At 59.5% G+C, this 15,390-nt stretch carries 14 protein-coding genes and 1 pseudogene; 7 read left to right on the top strand and 8 right to left on the bottom strand.

The features are described 5' to 3' along the window. Positions 1 to 881: pseudogene (locus AB7S84_RS11190) on the bottom strand (YgiQ family radical SAM protein); the annotation flags it as partial. A 120-nt stretch (positions 882 to 1,001) separates the two neighbouring features. Then, entirely contained in the window at positions 1,002 to 2,399 is a 1,398-nt protein-coding gene (locus AB7S84_RS11185; protein WP_020875737.1) for a DEAD/DEAH box helicase, read from the bottom strand. Positions 2,400 to 2,723: 324 nt separating this feature from the next. Between AB7S84_RS11185 and AB7S84_RS11180 the strand changes: the two genes are divergently transcribed. Next, positions 2,724 to 3,887: an MFS transporter gene (locus tag AB7S84_RS11180; RefSeq protein WP_020875736.1), complete on the top strand. Its 1,164-nt coding sequence runs from the start codon at positions 2,724 to 2,726 to the stop codon at positions 3,885 to 3,887. Between the two features lie 96 nt (positions 3,888 to 3,983). Here AB7S84_RS11180 and AB7S84_RS11175 read toward each other — a convergent pair whose 3' ends face one another. The 3 genes from AB7S84_RS11175 to AB7S84_RS11165 all read right to left on the bottom strand — a co-directional run bounded on the left by AB7S84_RS11175 (position 3,984) and on the right by AB7S84_RS11165 (position 6,519). Then, a complete protein-coding gene (locus AB7S84_RS11175; RefSeq protein ID WP_020875735.1) occupies positions 3,984 to 4,280 on the bottom strand; it encodes a hypothetical protein in 297 nt (98 codons plus the stop codon). Between the two features lie 274 nt (positions 4,281 to 4,554). Continuing rightward, positions 4,555 to 5,946, bottom strand: coding sequence for an MFS transporter (locus AB7S84_RS11170; RefSeq protein WP_020875734.1), 1,392 nt, complete (start codon positions 5,944 to 5,946; stop codon positions 4,555 to 4,557). A 39-nt stretch (positions 5,947 to 5,985) separates the two neighbouring features. Beyond that, positions 5,986 to 6,519 carry a hypothetical protein gene (locus AB7S84_RS11165; protein ID WP_020875733.1) on the bottom strand — a complete coding sequence of 178 codons (534 nt, stop codon included), beginning with the start codon at positions 6,517 to 6,519 and terminating at the stop codon, positions 5,986 to 5,988. Between the two features lie 534 nt (positions 6,520 to 7,053). Here AB7S84_RS11165 and AB7S84_RS11160 point away from each other — a divergent pair. The 3 genes from AB7S84_RS11160 to AB7S84_RS11150 are packed head-to-tail and all read left to right on the top strand — an operon-like array spanning position 7,054 to position 9,187. After that, positions 7,054 to 8,202, top strand: coding sequence for a VanZ family protein (locus AB7S84_RS11160; RefSeq protein ID WP_428154494.1), 1,149 nt, complete (start codon positions 7,054 to 7,056; stop codon positions 8,200 to 8,202). 60 nt (positions 8,203 to 8,262) lie between these two features. Next, positions 8,263 to 8,949 carry a zinc-ribbon domain-containing protein gene (locus tag AB7S84_RS11155; protein ID WP_020875731.1) on the top strand — a complete coding sequence of 229 codons (687 nt, stop codon included), beginning with the start codon at positions 8,263 to 8,265 and terminating at the stop codon, positions 8,947 to 8,949. 1 nt (position 8,950) lies between these two features. Next, positions 8,951 to 9,187, top strand: coding sequence for a hypothetical protein (locus AB7S84_RS11150; protein WP_020875730.1), 237 nt, complete (start codon positions 8,951 to 8,953; stop codon positions 9,185 to 9,187). Between the two features lie 150 nt (positions 9,188 to 9,337). Here AB7S84_RS11150 and AB7S84_RS11145 read toward each other — a convergent pair whose 3' ends face one another. Beyond that, on the bottom strand, positions 9,338 to 10,273 hold the full coding sequence (locus tag AB7S84_RS11145) for a prenyltransferase (RefSeq protein WP_020875729.1): 936 nt from the start codon (positions 10,271 to 10,273) through the stop codon (positions 9,338 to 9,340). Between the two features lie 515 nt (positions 10,274 to 10,788). Between AB7S84_RS11145 and AB7S84_RS11140 the strand changes: the two genes are divergently transcribed. Further along, positions 10,789 to 11,616: a L,D-transpeptidase family protein gene (locus AB7S84_RS11140; protein WP_020875727.1), complete on the top strand. Its 828-nt coding sequence runs from the start codon at positions 10,789 to 10,791 to the stop codon at positions 11,614 to 11,616. A 9-nt stretch (positions 11,617 to 11,625) separates the two neighbouring features. On the opposite strand, the gene AB7S84_RS11135 is transcribed toward AB7S84_RS11140, so the two are convergent. Further along, complete coding sequence (locus tag AB7S84_RS11135) at positions 11,626 to 11,952, bottom strand: Lpp/OprI family alanine-zipper lipoprotein (protein ID WP_020875726.1); 327 nt, start codon at positions 11,950 to 11,952, stop codon at positions 11,626 to 11,628. A 97-nt stretch (positions 11,953 to 12,049) separates the two neighbouring features. On the opposite strand from AB7S84_RS11135, the gene AB7S84_RS11130 reads away from it, so the two are divergent. Next, complete coding sequence (locus AB7S84_RS11130) at positions 12,050 to 13,015, top strand: L,D-transpeptidase family protein (RefSeq protein ID WP_052018509.1); 966 nt, start codon at positions 12,050 to 12,052, stop codon at positions 13,013 to 13,015. A 28-nt stretch (positions 13,016 to 13,043) separates the two neighbouring features. On the opposite strand, the gene AB7S84_RS11125 is transcribed toward AB7S84_RS11130, so the two are convergent. Further along, on the bottom strand, positions 13,044 to 13,298 hold the full coding sequence (locus AB7S84_RS11125; protein WP_020875724.1) for a DUF504 domain-containing protein: 255 nt from the start codon (positions 13,296 to 13,298) through the stop codon (positions 13,044 to 13,046). A gap of 278 nt (positions 13,299 to 13,576) precedes the next feature. Here AB7S84_RS11125 and AB7S84_RS11120 point away from each other — a divergent pair, with 278 nt between their 5' ends. Then, complete coding sequence (locus AB7S84_RS11120) at positions 13,577 to 15,139, top strand: acyl-CoA carboxylase subunit beta (protein ID WP_428154488.1); 1,563 nt, start codon at positions 13,577 to 13,579, stop codon at positions 15,137 to 15,139. Positions 15,140 to 15,390 lie beyond the last annotated feature (251 nt).

The following is a 15,390-nucleotide window of genomic DNA, read 5'->3' as shown; positions in this document are numbered from 1 at the left end:
TGGACTTCCCGGGCGTAGGGCAACTCGTGAATTCGATCCAACTCCGCCGAAGAGAGGGGGCTTTGCGGAGGATTCTGGACGAGGTATCGCGTATCCTGCCGCTGGCAGAGGCGGCGGGCCGTCATTGGATCGGCATTGGCGTAGAAAAGTCGGAACATGCGGGTGAACTCGCCTTTGTCGCGGGCGGCGGCCGAGTGGTCCGGGAGGACCCCGTCGGGCTCCGGAAATTCGGGAACGGGCTCGGGGAGATCGCGGCTGACGTAGCAGATCCCACGAACGGTCCGGAGGGCGCTGATATCGCCGTCGGCCCGGAGGATCGAGGCGATCTTCAGGACGGTCTTCTCGGCCATGCCGTAGGCCAGAAGGTCTGCTTTGGCATCGAAGAGGATGGATCTTCTGACGCTGTCGGATACGGCGTCGTAGTGGGAGATGCGTCGGAGGCTGGCCTCGATGCCGCCCAGTACAATGGGCGCCGTGGACTTGAAATAGCGTCGGATGAGATTGGCGTAGACGATGACGGCACGGTCGGGTCGCCGGTTGTTGATGCCGCCGGGGGTGAGATCGTCCTGTCGCCGTCTTTTCCCCGAGGCGGTGATGTTGGCCACCATGGCGTCGAGGCATCCCCCGCTGACGCCCCAGAAAAGCAGGGGTTCGCCCAGCCGGGTGATGTCCCGGCCGCTTGCGGTGTCGGGTTGGGGGATGACGCCCACCCGGTATCCGGCATCCAGGAGAACGCGGGCGATGACGGCCGTGCCGATGAACGGCGAGTCGATGTAGGCGTCCCCCGTGACCAGGATCACGTCGAGGCGGTCCCACCCCAGGCGGAGCATCTCTTCCCGGGTGGCGGGCGGAAATGTGGGGGAAAATGCGGATGTCGTCATGTCGTCATTCGGGTTCGGTCGTCACTGAAAAGATGATGACGGCCCGGCCCGCCGTCAAGCCCCGGGCTTAACCGCCGGAGGGCTGCCGGAACGTCCTCCCTCGGCGGTCCGTCATCTCGGTCAGCGGGCGCGGCGGGTATGGGATCCGGACCGGGTGCCCGCGCCGGCGGCGTATGCGGGAACTCGGCCGCCGCTGTTTCGACGGCGCGCCGGGAAGGTTCTGCCGGCGCCGGAAAGGCCCGCCGATCCTTCGTTGTTTCGCCTGGCGCTGTTTCGCGTGGCGGTATGTTGTCGGGGACGCGGGTTCCCACCGGCCTTTTCCGGTTCGGGGACGCCGTAATCGAAGTCCGCGACCGTACGGCGTTCGATGGGCGCGCCCAGGACCCGGGTGATGGCCCGGACGATGGGGGCGTCCGCCGTGGTGGTCAGGGTGAAGGCGTCGCCCGTGCATGTCGCGCGGCCGGTCCGGCCGATGCGATGAATATAGGCATCGGGGGTATCGGGGATATCGTAGTTGATGACATGGGAGACCCCCGAGACGTCGATGCCCCGGGCCGCGATGTCGGTGGCCACCAGGATCTGAAATTTGCCCGAGCGGAATCCGTCAAGGGCCGCCTGACGTCGGTTCTGGCTGAGGTTCCCCTGGAGGGAGGCGGAGGGATAGCCCGCCTTTGCCAGCTTGTCCCCCAGCTGCCGGGCCCGATGCTTGGTCCGGGTGAAGACCAGGACGGCGCCGGTGTCTGTGCCCTTCAGGATGGCCATCAAAAGGGGCGTTTTCAGGTGTTGGGCCACCGGGTAGAGGGCATGGCTCACGGTGTCCGCCGGCGCGGTCACACCGATCTGGACCGTGGCCGGCCGATTCAGGACTTCGTTCGCCAGGACCCGGATCTCGTCAGGCATGGTCGCCGAAAAGAGAAGGGTCTGTCGTTTTCCGGGAAGCCGCCCGATGATCCGTCGGATGTCGGGCAGAAATCCCATGTCGAACATATGGTCCGCTTCGTCCAGGACCAGGACCTCCAGGTTGGGAAAGGCTACGGTCCTCCGGTTGAGGTGGTCGAGGAGACGGCCGGGGCAGGCCACGATGATGTCCACGCCGCGCCTGAGTTTCTGGATCTGCGGATTGATGTTGACGCCGCCGTATAGCGCGATGCTCGAAAGCCGGGTTTTCCGCCCGAGGAGTTCGATGGACTGGTGGATCTGTTCCGCCAGCTCGCGGGTGGGGGCGAGGATCAGGGCGCGGGGGCAATCGTGTTTGTCGCTGCCGCGGCCGATCGAACGGCGATCGTTGGTGCGGTCGTGGGATCGGTTCGGGTCGGCATCGCCGGTAACCAGGCGGTGCAGTATGGGAAGGGCGAAGGCGGCGGTTTTGCCGGTGCCGGTCTGGGCGAGCCCCATGAGGTCGCCGCCGGCCATCACCTTCGGGACGGCCTGGGTCTGAATGGGGGTCGGCCGGGTGTAGCCCGCGGCTGTGATGCCCGCCATAACGGCGGAATTCAACTGAAATGCTTGAAAGGTCATAAATTCCTTTGTGTTGTAGTTTGGATGGATATGGAATATGGAGAAAGGACCAAAAAGAAGAGCCCCGGAAATATCCCGGGGCTGACGATGGATCGTTTTCATCCTGGAAAATCAATTAGACGATAATATATCAATCCTCTGGCCGCCTGTCAAATAAAATCGAGGGTTTCATACTCTCCCACGGCGAAGGTCAACCGGTGGGGAGCCGCCGGCCGGATTTCTGTTGACGGCGTGCGCGAGGCTTCCTATAGTCTCCAGTCTCTTGTCGGCCCGCCCCGCCTGCGGGACGACCGTGACGACATCTTCAACCCAGGACACGCTGCCATGACGGGACATGCCAAGGCCAACATCCGGATTCTTTTCGCCCTCACCCTCGTACATTTCACGGGGGATTTCTACAGCTCCTTCACCAACCCCCTCTTTCCCCTCTTTGTCGAGAAGATGGGGCTCTCCCTGACCCAGATCGGCGTGATCGCAGGCGTCAACCGCTTCCTGGCCTTCATCATCCAGCCCATGGCCGGCTATTATTCCGACCGTTACCAGACGCGTCTGTTCATCATGGTCGGTCTGCTTCTGCCGGTTGTTTTCATCCCCATCTCCGGGATCGCCGTCGGGTTCTGGACCCTCTTGGCGGCCGTAGCCCTGGGGTCGGTGGGATCGTCCATGTTCCATCCCTCGGTGACGGGGATGGTGCCCCTCTATGCGGGGCGGAACGCCGGGTTTTCCATGTCGATTTTCAACACGGGCGGCACCCTGGCCTTCGGCGTCGGTCCCCTTTTCATCACCTGGTATGCGGCCCGGTACGGGCTCTCGGCCCTGCCGGCGACCATGGTTTTCGGGCTGGCGGCCCTTGTCTACCTTTATTTCACCGTGCCGTCGCCCGAGAGTGAGGGCATGCGGCACCTGGGGTTTATCGGGGCCGTCCGGGAAAGCCTGGGCGGCGCATGGAAAAGCATCATCCTCATCTGGGCCGTCATGTTCCTGAGGGCTCTGGTGGGTCAGTCATTCATGACCTTCATGCCGGTTCTCTATGTCCAGAAGGGGTTCTCCATTGTGTCCGCCGGGATGATCTTTTCTCTTTTCACGATAGCCGGGACGGCCGGCGGCCTGCTGGCCGGCCATATATCGGACCGCATCGGGTTCAAGCCCGTGTTTCTGTTTACCCACGCCGTCATGGCACCGATTCTGTTTCTTTTTCTCAAATTGGAGGGCGGGTGGGTCTATCTGGGCGCAATCCTGGCAGGGGCTGCGGTACTGGCCTCTCTGCCCATCGGCGTGGTCATGGCCCAGACCTTGGCGCCCAAGGGAAGGTCCATGGTGGCGAGCCTCATGATGGGGTTTGCCTTCGGCCTGGGGGGGATGCTTTCCCCGCTGGTGGGCAAGCTTGCCGATCTTACCTCCATCCAGTCGGTTTTGACCGGGATTACCGTGATCCCCCTTGTCACGCTGCCGATCATCGCCTGTTTTCCCTCCGCCGGAAGCCGATGACGCCGGGGATGCCCGTCCTGGAGGCGTGAAAAAGGCTATCCATGAATGGATAGCCTTGTTGCGGTCATCGATGTTCTCGGCGAAATCCGGACGACATCAGGTCGCGTCGTGATAGACAGGGTCGCCGAGTTCCTTCAGGGAAAAGTTGTTGAAGATATGATGGCCGTCATAATCGAGAATCCGAAGATCGTCCTCCTGCTTCAGATCTCCCATGATGACATTGTAATGATTTCCGTATTTCGCTTTGACTGCATCCTCGGGCACCGAGTATGCGATAAACTTTTTGATGCCCTTGGTTTTCAGTTTGTCGACAAGATTGGGGTTGTCGAGAGATGCGTATGATGTCAGAAGCAGGATGGGTCCCGAGCCGGTAAAAAAAATGCCTGCATTCATGGCACCCTCCTTTCTTCACGGCAATGACATGGATTCACTGAACACCCACCGGCCTCCGGGAATCCGGAAACGGATTACCGGAGGCGATGTCGGGGCAATTTCAAAATTATCTCTCTCATATCCAAATCGCTTTGTTTGCGGGAACGTATTTATCTATTCACCTTTCGATATTCATGGGCCGGTGCCGGCTTCTCTTTCCGCTCACCCGTATGAAAGCCGACACTTGCCTTCATTTAACATAATCATTGACGGCATCGTGTAAACGGACAGGGCTTCAACGGGACCGGCTGTGGAGGGTGCCTCTGGCCAGGGAAAAATAGATGCCTCCGGCGCACATGACGGAGAAGGCCGCGAAGCAGAGGGTCACGGCCTCCAGAAACCGGGGGTATACCGGCGGTGCGATCTGGGCGCTGCCGATGAAGAAGGAAAAGGCCAGGGTCGCCAGGGTCATGCTCAGCATCTGGCCCACGAGCCGCATGGTCGCCACCGTCCCCGAGGCGACGCCGTAATGCCGCTTTTCGACGCTGCCCATGATGGCGTTCATGTTGGGAGAGGAAAAGAGCGCGAACCCAAGCCCCAGAACCACAAGGCTGACGATGATATAAGGAATGTCCGTATCGGCGGAGAGAAAGGCGAGGGCGGCGAGGCCCGCGGCCGTCAACGCCATGCCGGCGGAGGCGATGGCGGCGGGCTCGATCCGATCCGACAGCCTTCCGGCCGCCGGGGAGAAGAGGGCCATGACCCCGGGTTGGCAGATGAGGACGGTGCCGGCGGCCTCGGGGGACATGCCCTTGATGTACTGCAGGTAGAGGCTCATCAGAAACGCCACGGCAAAGGTGGCCGCGTAGTTGATCAGGGCCGCCAGGCTCGAGTAGGTGAAGGTTCGGTTCTGGCGGAAGAGCCGAACCTCGAAGACGGGAAAGGCCGTCCTGAGCTCGTGGCGGATGAAAAGCCCCATTGCCAGAGCCCCGCCGCCCAGCAGCCCGAGGCCCAGGCGCGCCGGGAGGATCGACAGTCCATACATGAGGCAGACCAGGGCCACGCCGTAGAAAAGGCTGCCCGCGACATCGAAACGTTCTCCCGCAGCGTCGGCCCACTCCTCTCGGATCTTTAGGGCGGCCAGCAGCAGCGCCGCCGCACCGATAGGGGCGTTGATGAGGAAGATGGCGCGCCATCCAAAGGCGCCGGTCAACAGACCGCCTGCAAACGGCCCCACCGACAGACCGATGTAGACGCTCGACACGGTGATGCCGATGGCCTTCCCGCGTTCGCTGGGCGGGAAGACCGCTGAAATGATGGCGATGCCGGTGGTCATGGTCATGGCAGCGCCCATCCCCTGGAGGATCCGAAGCAGAATGATCCAGGATATCGAGGGCATGACGGCAGTGGCCGTTGTCGCGACGGTGAAGACGAGGATGCCGGTGATGAAGATCTTCCGCCGGCCGTAAATGTCGGCGATCTTTCCCGCGGGCACCAGGGCTACGCCGGTGGCCAGCAGATAGGCGTTGGCCAGCCACCCCAGCACCACGGCATCCACGGCGAACTCCGCCTGGATGGCCGGAAGGGCGATATTGACCGCCGAAATCATGAACGGGGCCATGAAGGTCGTGAGGGCGGCCACGGCCAGGGCCGCTTTGGGGGATGTTTTTTCCGGTGATCGCGCCATGACGCTGTCTCCTCTGGAGGGAAAGTCCCGATGCCGCCCTTAGTTAAAGCCGGCGCCGCCGTCGTCCTCCGGGATCGCCATGACCGCTTCGGGATCGAGGATCTCATGGGCGACGCCCAGCTTTCGGACGAGGTTCATGAAAAACCTGGGCAGAGGAATATCCCGGTCCATCATCAGGATACCGAGTTCGTTGGCCCGGACCAGGATCGATTCACTGTCGATGCCGTCCCGGCTGTCGCAGAGGAACTGGACGCGAAGGGCGTCGGTCAGCGGGATTCTGAGGTTTTCGAACCGGTCCGGGAGGGCGCGGAGTTCCGCCGTGATCAGGGCCTGGTGCTCCCGTTTGAATCCGGCGAAGGGTTCCATCAGGTTTTCGATGCCGAAGAGATCGTTCAGGATCGCGCCGGCGAGCCGTTGGGCGAATTGGGTGCCCCGGTCCGAGTACCTGGCGGAAAGATAGGATTTGAGCTCCTTGTAAAGGACCATCTTGACGATGTCCACCCCCTCCCGCAGGATCGGCACCAGTTTGCTCTGGATCCGGGGCGGTTTTTTCGTTTCGTTTTCCGTGTTCATGAAACTACTCCTTGTTGAACGGCTGAAGGGATTGCGTTTGAAGACAGCGTCTTCAGCCTTCGATCTTTTCCCCGGCGCGGATGCCCCGGGGCGCTGTCTCGAGCCCGGTCCGCCACCGCATCGCCGTCGCCCATGACGGCAGGGGCTGCCGGGCTGGTTTCGAGGAACATAAAGCACAAAACCGTCAACGGGTCCACCGGAAATATACCCGAAGCGGGCCGTGAACGGCATCCCCCGGGTCGGCCGGGTCCGATTTTCCATGTTGACTTTGGCCGCGTTTCGATGGAGGGTAAAGCATTCAACTTTCGACTTCCATGGCGGTGATCGGAAAGAGGTGCCGGGAGGATACGGTCCGGAGCAAGCGGCACTTGAACGAAACCGCGTTGGGCGCGGGTCGTATCCTCCCGGCACCGGCCTATGAAAGTCGAACGTTGAGTAAGGGATAGAAAATCGGCAACGGATCTCCCCCGGGCGGGTGCCGGGGAACGTTCTCCATGAACGCACAACGGACTTGGGCACGGATTTCAACGATTAATGGACTGCAGGCAGCTACCCCTGAAAATCCTTATCGGTCTTGCGGCGACGGTGCTTGGAATCATTCTCGTCGTGGGGCTCAACCCCCGCCATTCCCTTTTTACCAACAAGGTAAACCGGCTGACCGACGGGCCGGGTCTTCGGTTCCGGAAATACGGCATCGCCTGCACGAAGCCTTTCGATGTCCCTCTTGATGCCGCTCCCGTGATGCCGGACGGGCCGCCGGGATTTTCCATGGAGATCGCCTTCACGTCCCATCACCAGGGGAACAGCAGATTCGGTATCCTGTTCATGTTCCATGACGGGGATGACGACGCCCAGTTGCTGATGGGACAATGGCGGAACCATATCGTCGTCATGAACGGGGACGACTTTGATTACAGCAGAAAAGCCCCGCGGGTCTCGACCGACCTTTCCGAGCTGCCGCAGGCGCCCGTCGTCGTGACGGTAACGACGGACGGGGAGGGGACCCGACTCTATCTGAACGGAAGGCGCGTCGACGAAAACAGGCGGCTGACCCTGAGTTTTCCGGGCGGCGGACGATCCTCCGCGTTGGTGATGGGAAACTCCGTCTACGGCAACATTGTCTGGGAAGGCGATATTCACGGTTTTGCGGTATATCCCCACGCCCTCGCCGCTGCCGACGTCTCGAAACATTATGCCGAATGGCTGGAAAGCCGTGATTTTTCCCATGCTCTCACGGCGGCGCCGTCCATGCTTTACCTGTTCGACGGCCGACCCGGCGCTCCTGTTCTCGACCGATCGGGCCGGGGGCGTCACCTCGAGGTCCCGACAAGAATGACCGTACTCAAGCGGCAGTTTTTGATTTTTTCCCCGACGGATTTCAGCTTGAGAAGCGCTTTCATCCAGGACGTCGTCGTCAACTTCGTCGGTTTCGTGCCCTTCGGACTCGTTTTCACCTTGCTTTTTCGCCGGGGTCCGCTGCGAATTCAACGGCACGCCATTGCCTTCGCCGTCATTCTGGGTTTTGCCGTGAGCCTGGCCATCGAGATCGGCCAGGCATGGATTCCCTCCCGGAGCTCCAGTCTTCTCGATCTCATCATGAATACTGCGGGCACCGGGACCGGCGCTATGATCCACGGCTTCTTCTGCCGGGAAACCCCCTTTGTTTCGGATGCCCCTCTGTAACGGATCCGCTGCGGGGAATGCAGGGTTCCCCCGGATCCCCTTTTGTCCGGGAGGTGCGAGATGAAAGTCAACTGTCCGGAATGCCTGGCAGCGCATTTCTTCGAGGATGCCGAGGTACCGGAAGGCGGCATGAGCGTGAAGTGCAAGATATGCGGCACCCCGTTCAGGGTGGAAAAGGTGCGTTCGCCTCGACCGGGACATGAGCCCGATGAAGCGGAGATGACATGCCCGCGGTGCTTCATCACCCAGAAGAAGAGCGACACCTGCATGTGCTGCGGCATGACCCTTTCACAATCCCATGAACAACCGTCAATGCCGGAGTCGCGGCAAGACCGGCACACGGCGGCCGCCCGCACCGAGGACCCCGTCGTCTGGAACGGCCCGACACCTCAGGGACCAGACGCGATCGGCGAACTCTTTCGCGGGCTGTTCGACCTGTCGTTCGACCACTTGATCACGCCGGGCATGATCAAGGTGCTCTATGCCCTTCTTCTGATTTTCGGAGGGGCCGTTACCTTGATTCTCGTCAACTATTTTCTCTTTTCCGTCGGTAATTACGGGGCTGCGGCGGCGGCCGTCATGATCTATCTCCTGGCCGTCGTTGTCGTTCGGATTCAGGCGGAGTTTCTGCTGGTTTTCTTCATGCTGGGAAAGCATGCGGGAAACCGCGATGCCCGGACGGTCCGGGAAGACGGCGCAGCGTCGCGAGAGCGCATAGGCGCATGCCGAAGAAGCAAGGAGACTTGATATGCGGATAGACGCAACGGAGATTGAGGATTTCAAGGATATCATCCGGGATGCCGGGCTCGACCCTTCGGATTTCGAACTGCTGGAGGAGGAGGTCCACCTCCCCCGGCCGGCCAGGGCGTCGGAGACGTTCCGGGCGGTGGTCAGAAACCGCCGGACCGGCGTGACGCGAACTTACAACGTCCTCCACTGGGTTGTCGATTTTGCCGACGACCTGCGGGACCGGGCTTTCGATTGAGCCCGGACGCCGGCGGATCCTGCGGTTTACGGCTCCGCCTTCATCAGCGGCCGGGCCTTGCGCAGATAATCGGCGAAGACATCGTTGTAAAGCGCGCCCGGTTGTCGGGACTGCAAAAATGGAACGTCGAACGTGACAGGACCGCTGCTGCTAAATCAGGATGCCGACGGCCATCAGCAGATCAGTTCCCAGAACGATCAGGACGTTTTTTCCCATGGCGTGGACAATCCTGTTTCTGTCTCCATGATGCCGGATGGCGGTAAAACCGGTATCGAAAGCCAGCGGCAGCGGGATCAGCGCCAACAATATCCATTTGGAAGCCGCACCGAGAAACGGCAGTGCCGTGATGGTTGCAAAGGTGAGCCCTAATCCGATCGCGTATATATAGGCGGCCTTCTGCCTGCCGAAGCGGGTCACCAGGTGTCTGCGCCCGCCCTTCCGATCCGCCTCGATATCGGGAAATTCATTGATGAGCAGGAGCAGAAATGTCAGAATTCCCGGCGGGACGGAGATCAACAGCACCCCGGGGGGCAATACCTGCGCCAGGGCCGTGCCGGGACGGGCCGTCATGGCGATATAGGTGCCGACAACCACAAGAGACCCCAACGTGAGACCGGCAAAAAATTCACCCACCATCATCCGCTGGAAAAGCGGCGTGTATAGAACGATCGACAATGCCCCCGTGAGAGCGACAATCAGGATGCTCCAGTGGGAAACCACGGCAAAATAGCAGCCGATGCCCAGAGCCGATGCCAGCGTCGTTACGGCCGCAAGCATCACAGCCCGGGGGGTGGTGTTTCCCGACACCATCATCTTGGTTCCCCCGCTGAAAGGGGTCCAGACTGTATCGAAATCTATCCTTGTGGTAAAGTCGGCATGCTCGTTGAACAGGTTGACCGAGATATGAGCCAGAACAGTTCCGATCATGATCAGGATCGCATGGAAAAAATCAAATTCAGCTGCTGTGCCGGCCGTTCGCCGGTAAGCCGCCGCCAGCCCGACGGCGACCAGAAAAACAGCCAGAAGCAGGAAATTGAGCCTGATCTGCGCCATCCAGACTGAAAAAAGAGATGTTTTGGGTTGCATGATCCGTCCATGGGTTATGCGAAGCGGATTTCGCCGGGTCGTTCCCTCCCGGCCATGAATATCGATAGCTGAATTAAGAATTATCATAACGATTTATCACGATCAAGAGGAGAATCGCGAATGGCGGCTTTTGGACCGGTCCCGGAAAGGGTTTCGGCCTCCTTGCCGATCGTGTCGGCCCCGGAACGGTTGAGCGCGGGCTTAAAGGTGACGATCCCGGCCTCGGGTGATGTCAAGGTGGCCGAATAGCGGACCGTCGATCCCTTACTGCTTCAATTTGCTGTTTTTTCTATTGACTTTTGGGGGGGTGTTCGTCCAAGGTTTCTGAACAGTCAACGTTCGGTATTCAGAGGCCGATGCCGGAAGCGTCCGGCCCGCGGCCGGAGTCAAGCGCCTTGAAAGTCAACGAAGGTTTAACAGCCATGAAACATATGTATCGGATGCTTTTCGGAGCGACAGTCGTCATATGGATATTGTTTCATCCTCACCCCGCGTGGGCATTGAGGTGCTTCACCATGTCGTCCGACACGACCTTATACGGCACCGCACGTCATCTGAAGGTGAATGAAGGGGACACGCTTCTCGATATCGCACGCGATATGGGGCTTGGATACAATCAGATCACCGCCGCGAACCCGGACATCGATCCCTGGGTGCCGCCCAAAGGAAGCCTTGTGCTGATCCCGTCGGCCTTCGTGCTTCCCGAGGATCGCATCGCATCCGGCATCGTGGTGAATCTGGCGGAGATGCGGCTTTACTACTTCTTCAGCAACGGCGGTCACGACTATTTCATCACTGCGCCCATCGGCATCGGCGCGGAAGGTTTTCTGACCAAACTGGGCACTTATACTGTAAAAAGCAAGACCCCCAATCCCACCTGGGTCGTACCGGAATCCATCCGGAAGCTGGAACCGGATCTACCGGCCAAGGTGCCGCCGGGGCCGGACAACCCGCTGGGGGATTATGTGTTCCGTCTCTCTCAAATGCTGTACGCAATCCATGGGACCAACAAGCCGTGGGGGATTGGAAGGCGGGTGAGCCACGGCTGCATGCGCATGTATCCGGAAGACGTAGCGGCGCTGTTCCCGTTGGTGTCCGTGGGGACGACGGTTCGTGTAATCTATGAACCGATCAAGTTCGGATGGGGGGATGGAAAGTGCTGGATACAGGTATTCGATGACTTTGACGACCGCCTCGGCAATCCGCTGCCGACGGTGATGGGCGAACTTTCCGATTACGAAAAGGCCAAGGGCGCTCTTGACATCGACTTCAAGGCCCTTTTCAGGGCCTTGAAGGAAAAAAACGGTGTACCTGCGGCTGTCGCACGGCTCCGCAAATCCTGATCAGGAGAGCTACTTCCTGAGGGATTTGTCGAAGATGCGTTCAGCCTTCTGGGCGGCGGCCTCGGCGCGTTCAGCGGCCATTTCGGCCCGGCTTGAAGCATCCTCCGCAGCGGAAGCCGCGCTTTCAAGACGTGTGCCCATCCCCTCGAGTTCATTGGCGGCGGCCTCGGCGCGTTCGGCAGCGGCCTTGGCGTCCTGGGCGGACTGGCGCGTGCTCTCCAGAAGGGCCCTGTCGTCCTGGTTGAGGGAGGCGCAGCCACTCAACCCCATGAAGGATATAACGGCAACAAAAACAAGGATTGCGGACAACGTTAGATTCATTTTTTTCATAAACATCTTTCAACCTCCTTTTGTGTAACCGTTTAAAATTTTAACCCAATAATTTATGTTAACTTGCTTTTGTTCAAAAAGTCAATGGATTTTAAAAAACCTGTTGACAATATTTTCAGCTTCGATCCTTTCGGTGTCAAACGCCTTACCGGCAGGAGCCGCGGCGGAAAGAATCCTGGTCATCGACAAGGCCGGACAGAACGTGGTGCTTTTCACGGGCGGGAAGCGGATCGCGGAATTCCCCGCCACGTTCGGTATCGACCCGGTTTCGGACAAATACAGGGTGCTGGATTACGCAACCCCGGAAGGCGGCTATTTCATAGCGTATAAAAAGATGAAAACCCGTTTTCACCGGACGTTGGGCCTCTCGTACCCCAACCTTGTCGATGCCGAGAAGGGCCTGGCCGGCGGGGTGATATCCTCAGGGGAATACCGGCGGATATATTCGGCGGTTCGGAGATCGAGACCGGCACCCCACGATACCGGTCTGGGCGGCGGCATCGCCATACACGGCGGCGGCGTGTTCAGATATTTCGCCGAGAGCCGGGAAAGAGACTGGACCGAGGGATGCATTGCATTGAACGACAACGATATCGAAACGCTGTTCAATACCTGTCAGGTCGGGGACCCCGTCATCATATTCGACAGCCGCAAAACCCTCTACGGCATCATCAGACCCTTCACCCGGGGGGAAGCGACGGACGAAAACGGGATGCCGGTATGTCCGGAAGGGGTGTGCCCCTATCGGATCGAATTTCCCACTTTCCTTGGGCGAACGACGGTCACCGTCAAGGAGGGAAAAGCGTTCGGCAGATCTGTAAAGGTCGTGATTCACGACGGTGACGACAAAACGCCGCGTCTCGTCCTCATCGACCGCAACGCAGACGGCCGCATCTCTCCGTTGGACGAAGTCAGGGGAACTCTCGTTCAGGGCCGCTCTTTCGATGCAGTATACGACATAGTGAGAAAGGCGGTGGTTGCCGTGCTTTCCAGGGGCGAGATCCCCGAATCGGCCCTCATGGACCATACCGGCCCGGAACCGGGGACGTCCCAATCGCGGGATGCATGAAAATGATGGAGAACCGTCGGACCCTGATCTAACGGTCACGTTTCCAGATCGGCTTGCCGTTGCGGTACACCGCCTTGATGCGATGAAGCGGCACCATATGTGATACGCCTTCATCATCAATGATCCGAACCGAGAAATGGTCACCTTTCTCCTGTAAAACCTGTTTCGGCGACACAAAAAATATCGCATCCTCGAGACGGTCGTAATACCCGATCCGGAAATCGGCTTTCGAAAATACCGGGTCCCATTGGATACGGTTGAGCAAGTCTTGAATCGGTGTCATGTTCATCCCCTCCTGTAGCCATAATGTCTAAATCAACTTTCGGCTTTTGTCATGGGGATCGGATAGGGATTAGGGATTAAGTGATTATGTGATTATGTGATTATGTGATTATGTGGCACCCCTTCAGTCTTCAGCCTTCAGTCTCCATTTTACGGGAATATGATCTTTTGACTTTATTTTTCCTTTTGTTTGGGGTTTACTCTTTTTGGAATGGAGAGATCATTTGCGCGCGTGTATGTCATTAACAGCGACGAAAAATAGAATAAGAGGCAGGGCGGATGTGGCGTAAAGAGCTGGAGGAGCTGGCCGAAAGAAAAAGGATCGCCCACGGCCTGGGGGGCGAGGAAAATATCGCCAGGCAGCATGCAAAAGGGAAGATGACCGTTCGGGAGCGCATCGCGGTTCTTTGCGATCCGGAAACCTTTCTGGAAAGGGGAATCCTGGCCGGCGCGCCCGTCTACGATGAAGCGGATCCGAACGAACTCGAGGCGCTGGTCCCTTGTCCTTTTGTCATGGGCATCGGGAAAATCGCCGGCAGAAGGGTTGCCGTTCACGGCGATGATTTTACCGTCAAAGGGGCCTCCGTGGGCAGGTTGTATAAAAGCAAGGGGGCCTATTTCGTGAAAATGGCCCGATCCTTGAAACTGCCCATGGTGCGATTGATCGAGGGGGCCGGCGGCTCCATCAGGGAAATCCTCGAAATCGGCTACACCGAGCTGCCCAGCTCCGGGGATGAATGCACTCAGAACCGGGTGGCGGTCATGTCCGAGATACCGGTGGTCTCCGCCGGGTTCGGTTCCGTGGCGGGTCTGGGGGCGCTTTACATGGTCCAAAGTCACTTTTCGGTGATGGTCAGAAACATGTGCCATGTGTTTGTCGGCGGTCCACCCCTGGTCAAGGCGGCTTTCGGGGAGGATCTGACCAAGGAGGCGTTGGGGGGCTATGAACGCCACACCCGGATTTCGGGTGTCGTGGACAATGACGCGGTTGACGAAAGGGACGCCCTGGATCAGGTGAAGCGATTCCTCTCCTATATGCCTGCCAATGTATGGGAAATGCCCCGGCGGAGCGACACGACCCGGGACGATCCCAACCGTCGGGAGGCGGCCCTGGCGTCAATCATCCCCCGGAACCAACGAAAACCCTACGACATGCGAAAACTGTTGAATCTGGTGCTGGACCGGGATTCCATTTTTGAAATCGGCCCCTTTCAGGGCCGCTCCCAGATCACCGCCCTGGCGCGTCTGAACGGATATCCGGTGGGCGTTCTGGCCAATGACCCCTGTTTCCTGGGCGGCTCCTTCAATTATGACGTGGCCGAAAAATTTCAGCGGTTTGTCGACATGTGCGATACCTTCCATCTCCCCATTGTCAACTTTTCGGATCAGCCCGGATTCACCATCGGCAGCCAGAGCGAAATCCACGGCACCATTCGAAAGGGGGTTCGGGCCAGCTTCGCCCTCATTCAAGCCACCGTTCCCGTTGCCGTCATCTATGTCCGCAAATGCTTCGGGGTGGCCGGCGGAGCGCAAAAGAGCGGTCTGAGATTGAGTTGGCGATATGCGTGGCCTTCCGCTGTATGGGGCAACATCCCGGTGGAAGGGGGGGTCTATGCGGCCCATCGAAGAGAGATCGAGGCGGCCGGGGACCCCGCCTGTCTCGAGAAACTCCAGGAAACATACAGGGCCGTGGCTTCTCCCTTCAGAACCGCGGAGGCTTTCGGCATCGAGGATATTATCGATCCGAGGGATACCCGGCCCCTGCTGTCCGAGTGGGTGGAAATGGCCTACCAGGTGGAGCAGAACCATCTCGGGCCCAAAACGCGCGGCATGCGATGCTGAACAACCCTCTGACGCGATTCCCGTTTCAACCTTCGGTATTCACGGCCCGAACGGTTTTCTGAAAGGCTGAAGACTGAGGGGGGCGTCGGCCACGCCATAACCCCATAACCCCTACTTTCGATCTTCGTAGGTCGGCTGCGGCAGGGTACGGCCCGCGCCCCACGCGGTTTCGTTCAAGTGCCGCTAAAGCGTGCTCCGGGCGGCCCGGAAACTCGCTGGCGCTCAAACAGTCCGGGCCGCTGATCCGCCGC

This window comes from Desulfococcus sp. (assembly GCF_050178255.1).
Lineage (GTDB): Bacteria > Desulfobacterota > Desulfobacteria > Desulfobacterales > Desulfococcaceae > Desulfococcus > Desulfococcus multivorans.
Note: the sequence above shows the minus strand (reverse complement) of the source record. Positions and strands in the feature narration are given on the sequence as shown.